Origin of the sequence: Streptomyces katrae (assembly GCF_000966975.1) — a bacterium.
Classification (GTDB): Bacteria; Actinomycetota; Actinomycetes; order Streptomycetales; family Streptomycetaceae; genus Streptomyces; species Streptomyces katrae.
This window is the reverse complement of sequence record NZ_JZWV01000792.1, coordinates 1-7,090: the sequence shown is the minus strand read 5'-3', so window position 1 is coordinate 7,090 and position 7,090 is coordinate 1. Positions and strand designations below refer to the sequence as shown.

The window sequence follows — 7,090 nt, the reverse complement described above, 5'->3', positions numbered from 1 at the left end:
CTGCGGATCCGCTCGGAGCACGCCCCGGGCGCGGTGCGGGCGCAGGTGTTCACCCTGGGGGCCGGGCTGAAGGTGACGGCTGGTTCCACGGGGGCCGCCCTGGTGGGGCTGGCGGCCGCCGCGCCGCCGTGGACGCTGCTGCTCGGGATCGCCGTGCTGCAGCTCGCGGCCGCCGCGCTGCACCTGCTGGTGGCGGGGCGCGGGCGGGTGGCCCGGGTGCCGGCTACAGGGAGGTCGGCAGATTCCGCCACAGCTCCGGCCGGTCGGCGGACTCCTGGAGGGCCTTGAGCGTGGCGGGGTGCGGGGCGTCGTACAGCCCGGGGTGGTCGATCTCGCCGAGTTCCGGCCGTACGGGGAAGGCGAGTCGCTCCACGTCGAGGCTGAACCGGGCGTCCACGCCCGGCTTGTTGCCGCGCGGGTCCACCCGGGACCACTCCTCCCTGCCGGGCAGCCGCAGGGCGACGAGGCCGTGGAGTACCAGGTTGAAACCGTCGTCATCACCGAGCAACTGGTAGCAGAGGCCCGCGGGGATGCCCTGGGCGCGCAGCAGGGCGACGAGGGCGTGGGACTTGGCGTAGCAGATGCCGTTGCGGGTGCTCAGTACGTCGGAGGCCCGCCAGGAGACCCGCATGTCGCCGGAGTCGGCGGAGTGCGGAATGGTGTCGCGGACGAACTCGAAGGCCGCCTCGGCGTATGAATATGCATCGCCGGTGGAGTTCCAGAGGGCGTCGGCGGTCTCCTGGACCAGGGGGTGCCAGTGGTCGATGGCCTCACTCGAGGCCAAATAGGCGTGTATGTCTGGGTTTTGCTGGATGAGCTGCATGATCGGCAGCATAGGCATGCCTCCGACCGCAGATCAATAGATTTGCGGTCGGAGGCATAAATATTCAGTACTCTGCGGAGTGGCACCTACCGGGCCAGCTCCTCCTTGAGCGCCTGGAGGAAGCCGTCGACGTCCTCCTCGCGGGTGTCGAAGCTGCACATCCAGCGGACGTCGCCGGCCGCCTCGTCCCAGAAGTAGAAGCGGTACCGCTCCTGGAGCCGCCGCGTGACGTCGTGCGGCAGCCGCGCGAACACCGCGTTCGCCTGCACCGGGTAGAGGATCTCCACCCCGTCGGTCTCGCGCACGCCCGCGGCGAGCCGCTGGGCCATCGCGTTGCCGTGGCGGGCGTTGCGCAGCCACAGGTCCTTGGCGAGCAGCGCTTCGAGCTGCACCGAGACGAAGCGCATCTTCGACGCGAGCTGCATCGACATCTTGCGGACGTGCTTCATCTGCCGGACCGCGTCCGGGTTGAGCACCACCACGGCCTCGCCGAACATCATGCCGTTCTTGGTGCCGCCGTACGACAGCACGTCCACCCCGACCGTGTTGGTGAAGGTGCGCATCGGCACGTCGAGCGAGGCCGCGGCGTTGGCTATCCGGGCGCCGTCGAGGTGCACCTTCATGCCGAGGCCGTGGGCGTGCTCGCAGATCGCCCTGATCTCGTCCGGGGTGTAGACCGTGCCGAGTTCGGTGTTCTGGGTGATCGAGACGACCTGGGGCATCGCCCGGTGCTCGTCCTCGAAGCCCCAGGCCTCCTGGTCGATCAGCTCGGGGGTGAGCTTCCCGTCCGGAGTGGGCACGGCCAGCAGCTTGATGCCGGCCATCCGCTCGGGCGCGCCGCCCTCGTCCACGTTGATGTGGGCGCTCTTGGCGCAGATCACCGCGCCCCACCGGTCGGTCATGGCCTGGAGGGCGGTGACGTTGGCGCCCGTGCCGTTGAAGACCGGGAAGGCTTCGGCGTACGGACCGAAGTGGCTGCGGAACACCTTCTGGAGGTGCTCGGTGTAGTCGTCCTCGCCGTAGGAGACCTGATGGCCTTCGTTGGCGAGGGCGATGGCCGCGAGCACCTCCGGGTGGACCCCGGCGTAGTTGTCGCTGGCGAAACCGCGCACCGCCGGGTCGTGGTGGCGGCGGGCGTCGGTCTTGCCGTTGTCGGTTCTCACGGTTGCGGAGTGAGCCACAGACGCTGTCCGTTCACATCGGAGGCGGGCCGCTCCCACACGCCGGTGATGGCCTCGGCCAGCTCCTTGACGTCGGTGAAGCCCGCGAACTTCGCATTGGGGCGCTCGGCGCGCATCGCGTCGTGCACCAGTGCCTTGATCACCAGGATCGCAGCCGCGGCGGCGGGGCCGTCCTCGCCCCCGGCCTTGCGGAAGGAGTCCGCCATGGCCAGGGTCCAGGCCTCGGCGGCCGCCTTGCCCGCGTTGTACGCGGCGTTGTTGGCGACCGGCTTGTGCGCGCCGGACTGGCTGATCAGCACGTAGCGGCCGCGGCCGCTGCGCACCAGGGCGTCGTGGAAGGCGAGCGAAGTGTGCTGGACGGTGCGGATCAGGAGCTTCTCCAGGAGGTCCCAGTCCGCGAGGTCCACGTCGGTGAACGTCTTGCTCCCGCGCCAGCCGCCGACGAGGTGGACCAGGCCGTCGACCCGGCCGAACTCCTTCTCGGTGCGCTCGGCCCAGGCCTTGGTGGCCTCCAGGTCGAGCAGGTCGACGGTGTCACCGGTGACGGTGGCGCCCCCGTGGGCGTAGCGGGCGGCGTCCACGGACTCCGCGAGGCGTGCCGCGTCGGCGTCGGACGCCACCACGGTGGCCCCCGCTTCCGCCAGGCGGAGCAGGGCGGCGCGGCCGGCGGGGCCGCCGGCCCCGGCCACCGCCACCACCGCGCCCTGGAGCGGGCCGTTCCCGGAGCCGTTCATCTGTGCAGCCTCCTGAGGGCGAGTGCTCACGCGGCGGTCCGCGAGGCGTCGTCGGCGTTCTGGGGAGTGATGCCCTTGGTCGAGGCGATCACACCCTTGAGCTTCTTGGCGAGGGCCTCGTAGAACATGCTCAGCGGAAACTCGTCCGGAAGCACGTCGTCGACGAGCTTGCGCGGCGGCTGCGTCAGGTCGAGCGCGTCGGGGCCCTTGGCCCACTTGGAGCCCGGGTGCGGGGCCAGGTAGGTGGAGACCAGCTCGTAGGCCTTGAACCAGTGGACCAGCTTCGGGCGGTCGATGCCCGCGCGGTACAGGTCCTCGATCTCGGCGCAGAGCTGGTTGGTGACCTGCGGGGCACGCATCCAGTCGATCTTCAGCTTGTTGTCCGTCCAGCGCACCACGTCGTGCTTGTGGAGGTACGCGAAGAGCAGCTGGCCGCCGAGGCCGTCGTAGTTGCGGTTGCGGTCGCCGGAGACCGGGAAGCGGAACATCCGGTCGAAGAGGACGGCGTACTGCACGTCACGGCCGTGCTCGTTGCCCTCGGACTCGAGCTTCACGGCCTCCTTGAAGGCGGTGAGGTCGCAGCGCAGCTCCTCCAGGCCGTACATCCAGAACGGCTGGCGCTGCTTGATCATGAAGGGGTCGAACGGCAGGTCGCCGTGGCTGTGGGTGCGGTCGTGGACCATGTCCCACAGGACGAAGGCCTTCTCGCAGCGCTCCTGGTCCTCGACCATGCGGGCGATGTCCTCGGGCAGCTCGATGCCCAGGATGTCGACGGCGGCCTCGGTGACCTTGCGGTAGCGCGCGGCCTCGCGGTCGCAGAAGATGCCGCCCCAGGTGAAGCGCTCGGGGGCCTCGCGGACGGCGATGGTCTCCGGGAAGAGCACGGCGGAGTTGGTGTCGTAGCCCGGGGTGAAGTCCTCGAAGGTGATCCCGAGGAACAGCGGATTGTCGTACCGGGTGCGCTCCAGCTCGGCGAGCCAGTCGGGCCACACCATCTTCAGCACGACGGCCTCGAGGTTGCGGTCGAGGTTGCCGTTCTGGGTGTACATCGGGAACACGACGAGGTGCTGCAGACCGTCCTCGCGCTGCGCGGCCGGCTGGAAGGCCAGCAGGGAGTCGAGGAAGTCCGGCACGCCGAAGCCCTCCGCGGCCCACTTGCGCAGGTCGGCGACGAGCGCCTTGTGGTAGGCGGCGGCGTGCGGCAGCAGCGGGGAGAGGGTCTCCACGCCCGCGACGACGCGCTCGACGACGGCCTCGACCTCGACCGGGGCGGGGGCGCCCTCGGCCTCGAAGTCGATCGAACCGTCCTTGGCCTGCCAGGGGCGGATCTCCTCCACGGCGGCCTTGAGCTCGGGCCACGCCGGGTGGTCCACCACCCGCGCCCCGGCGGTTATCACGGCCCCGCCGATGCCCGGCACAAGAGTTTCCGTCATGTCACTTCCTCCACAGGAGAACCTCGCGTTAAGACAGCGTATGCATGCGAGGCTCTCCCGCTCAAGAGGAAACTCGGGAAATTTTTCTGTAACACCCCCCACTCCACCGGAAGTCTTCCCGTTACTCACGGTGGAATCCACCACTCCGCCTAGTAATCGGCGTAGCGTCCGGCCTAATCGGCGGACCGGGGGTTCACCCCTGCCCGGAAGTGCGGGATGACCTTCTCGCCCCACTGGCGCAGGGTCTCCAGGCAGGCCTCCTGCGGCACGGTGCCCATCTGGACCAGGCACATCACCTCGTCCGCGCCGGCCTCCCGCAGCCGCTCGACGTACGCGATGGCCTCGTCCGCGCTCCCGTAGGCGTGGTCGGCGTTGAACGTGGCCGTGGAGGTCGGCCGTACGGGGACGTCCTGCTCGTGGAGCCTGGCCACGACCTGCTCGGCGGCCCGGCGCAGCTCCGCCGCCTCGTCGGCGCCCGCCACGACCGCCTCGTCCGGGACGCCCGCGCCGCCGTACCAGTGCCCGATGGACTGCGCGAAGAACCGCTGCCCCCGGATGCCGATCCGGCGGGCCTCCTCGGGGTCGTCGAGCACGATGGTGGGGCAGAGCACGGAGAAGTGGTCGTGGACGACGGAGGACACGAACCGGCTGCCGTCGCGCTCGGCGCGGGCCGTGTCGTACACGGCCCGCATCCCAGCGACGGACTCCGGCCCGGCGAAGCCCATGACCAGGGCCCCGATGCCGAGCTCGGCGGCCTTCACCAGGGTCTCGCCCCGGCTGCACGCGAGGAACAGCGGCGGGTGCGGGGTCTGCGCGGGGCGCGGCAGGACGGGGTGGGGGTCGATGTCGATGAGCTCGCCGTGGTACTCCAGCTCCTCCTGCTGCCAGGCCCTGCCGATGATCCGCAGCGCCTCCTCCACCTCGGCCTCCGTGCGGTCCCGGTCGACCCCGCACAGGGAGGTCTCCTGGAGGGTGCCGCCGCGCCCGGCGCCCAGGTCGACCCGGCCGCCGGAGAGCAGGTCGAGCATGGCGGCGCGTTCCGCCACCCGCACCGGGTGGTTGAAGCCGAAGGGCATGCACACGACGCCGTGCCCGATGCGTATCGTGTTCGTCCTGGCCGCTACGTAGCTCAGGAAGACCTCCGGTGCGCTCATATGGGCGTACCACTTGAGCGAGTGGTGCTCGACGGCCCAGATCCGGTCGAATCCCATGCGTTCGGCGAACACCGCCTGCTCGACGCAGTCGCGGATGACCTGGTGCTCCCGCTCCACGGTGGGGTCGGCCAGCTGAGCCTCGAAGATCACGGAGAATTGCACGATGCCTCCAGAGATGGGTCCCGTACCCGGCCTTGCTTCGATTAGAAATATGACTAGTAGTCATATCGCGAAGAAGCAAGACCTCCCGCCGACCGCCTGGGCCGTGCTGGGCCTGCTGTCCTTCCCCGGCGAGCGCACCGGGTACGAGCTCAAGAAGTGGGCGGACTCCTCCCTGCGCTTCTTCTACTGGTCGCCCGCCATCAGCCAGATCTACGCCGAACTGCGGCGGCTGGAGGAACTCGGGTACGCCTCCTCCGCGCGCTCGGGGCCGGAGGAGCTCCGCACCAAGCGCCGCTACGCCATCACCGCGGCGGGCCGTGAGGCGCTCGCGGCCTGGGCGGCGGACACCGCCGAGGCGGGGCCGCCCGTACTCAAGCACGGGCTGTTGCTGCGGATCTGGCTCGGACACCTGTCCGAGCCCGAGCGGCTGCGCACCCTGGTGGTGGAGCACCTGGAGCACACCCGGGGCCACACCCGGGGCGAACTGGCCGCCGTACGGGAGGCCATGGCGCACGCGGCGGGCGTACCCGAGTGGGCCTTCCCCGCCCTCGCCCTGCGCTGGGCCGAGCGCCGGCACCTGGCCGAACTGGAGCTGGCCGAGGCCCTGCTGGAGGACCTCGCGGAGGCCGCCCGGCGGGAGCGGGCGCGCCCCGAGGGGGCGGAGCGTCAAGCCGGCGGGGACGCGCCCACCCCCGGGTGACGCGGCGGGGCGGCCCGGGCCCGTCGCGGGGCCCACGCCCCTGACGGGAAGCGGGCGGAAGGCTTCCGCGAGCCCGTGCACGCCCGGTCCCAACGCGCGCGGTCCGCACTAGCATGCGTCCTCACCGGGCGCGGCCGGGCGGGACACCGCGACCGCGCCGGGAGCCGCCGTCGACGGAAGCGAGAGAACCTTGACTTTCCTCACCATCGGTCACCGCGGGGTCATGGGTGTGGAACCGGAGAACACCCTGCGGTCGTTCATCCGGGCGGAACGCTGCGGGATGGACGTCATCGCGCTGGACGTACGCCTCAGCAAGGACGGCGCCCTCGTCGTCCTGCACGACGCCGAGGTGGACCGCACCACGGACGGCGCGGGCGCCGTCGCCGACCTGACCCTCGCCGAGCTGCGCGAACTGGACGCCGGCCGGGGGGAACGGGTGCCGGTCCTGGAGGAGGTCCTGGACGCCGTCCGGATCCCGCTCCAGGTGTCGGTGCGGGACCAGGCCGCCGCCGGGGCCCTCGTGGAACTGCTCCTGCGCGGCGATCTCACCGACCGGGTGGAGGTGGCCTCGGAGGACGCGGAGTTGCTGGCCGAGGTCGCCCGGCGGGTTCCGGGGGTCCGGACGGCGCTGCGCGTGGAGCGGCCCGGCGCGGACCCCGGCGAACTGGTGGCGCCGGCCCGGGCGGCGGGGGCCTCGGCCGTCGCGGTCGACGTCCGCCGGCTCAGCCTGGAGGCGGTGGAGGCGGCGCACGCGGCCGGACTGCGGGTGACGGGCTGGGCGGTCAACAGCCTGGACCTGCTGCGGCTGGCGCGCTCCCTCCAACTGGACGGCGCCGCCACGGACTTCCCGGAGGTCCGCAGCACCGGCCGGTTCACCGCCTGAGCCGACGGCCGCGCCCGGCG

Annotated in this window: 7 protein-coding genes and 1 pseudogene; 3 read left to right on the top strand and 5 right to left on the bottom strand. The window is 71.3% G+C overall.

From position 1 onward, the window contains the following. A pseudogene (locus tag VR44_RS46505) lies at positions 1-288 on the top strand (MFS transporter); the annotation flags it as partial. Here VR44_RS46505 and VR44_RS26640 read toward each other — a convergent pair. The 5 genes from VR44_RS26640 to VR44_RS26620 form a co-directional block, all read right to left on the bottom strand. After that, positions 224-823 (bottom strand): transglutaminase-like domain-containing protein, encoded by a 600-nt coding sequence (locus VR44_RS26640; protein WP_045950150.1) that lies wholly within the window; start codon positions 821-823, stop codon positions 224-226. The pseudogene VR44_RS46505 and the gene VR44_RS26640 overlap by 65 nt on opposite strands. An 86-nt stretch (positions 824-909) precedes the next feature. Beyond that, a complete protein-coding gene (locus VR44_RS26635; protein ID WP_045950149.1) occupies positions 910-2,004 on the bottom strand; it encodes a threonine aldolase family protein in 1,095 nt (364 codons plus the stop codon). Further along, on the bottom strand, positions 1,983-2,738 hold the full coding sequence (locus VR44_RS26630; RefSeq protein ID WP_045950148.1) for an SDR family oxidoreductase: 756 nt from the start codon (positions 2,736-2,738) through the stop codon (positions 1,983-1,985). Before VR44_RS26630 ends, VR44_RS26635 begins: the two co-directional genes overlap by 22 nt. 26 nt (positions 2,739-2,764) lie before the next feature. Further along, on the bottom strand, positions 2,765-4,171 hold the full coding sequence (locus VR44_RS26625; RefSeq protein WP_045950147.1) for a DUF6421 family protein: 1,407 nt from the start codon (positions 4,169-4,171) through the stop codon (positions 2,765-2,767). A gap of 173 nt (positions 4,172-4,344) precedes the next feature. Beyond that, positions 4,345-5,487, bottom strand: a complete 1,143-nt coding sequence (locus VR44_RS26620; protein ID WP_045950146.1) for an LLM class flavin-dependent oxidoreductase — start codon at positions 5,485-5,487, stop codon at positions 4,345-4,347. A 49-nt stretch (positions 5,488-5,536) separates the two neighbouring features. Here VR44_RS26620 and VR44_RS26615 point away from each other — a divergent pair, with 49 nt between their 5' ends. Together VR44_RS26615 and VR44_RS26610 are read left to right on the top strand one after the other, a co-directional pair. Continuing rightward, a complete protein-coding gene (locus VR44_RS26615; RefSeq protein ID WP_045950145.1) occupies positions 5,537-6,187 on the top strand; it encodes a PadR family transcriptional regulator in 651 nt (216 codons plus the stop codon). A 190-nt stretch (positions 6,188-6,377) separates the two neighbouring features. Beyond that, positions 6,378-7,070 (top strand): glycerophosphodiester phosphodiesterase, encoded by a 693-nt coding sequence (locus VR44_RS26610; RefSeq protein ID WP_045950144.1) that lies wholly within the window; start codon positions 6,378-6,380, stop codon positions 7,068-7,070. The last annotated feature ends 20 nt before the right edge of the window (positions 7,071-7,090 follow it).

Excerpts from the sequence above, each read along its gene's own strand:
- VR44_RS26640 (WP_045950150.1), bottom strand. The coding sequence starts at position 823 with ATGCAGCTCATCCAGCAAAACCCAGACATACACGCCTATTTGGCCTCG.
- VR44_RS26630 (WP_045950148.1), bottom strand. The coding sequence starts at position 2,738 with ATGAACGGCTCCGGGAACGGCCCGCTCCAGGGCGCGGTGGTGGCGGTG.
- VR44_RS26625 (WP_045950147.1), bottom strand. The coding sequence starts at position 4,171 with ATGACGGAAACTCTTGTGCCGGGCATCGGCGGGGCCGTGATAACCGCC.
- VR44_RS26615 (WP_045950145.1), top strand. The coding sequence starts at position 5,537 with ATGACTAGTAGTCATATCGCGAAGAAGCAAGACCTCCCGCCGACCGCC.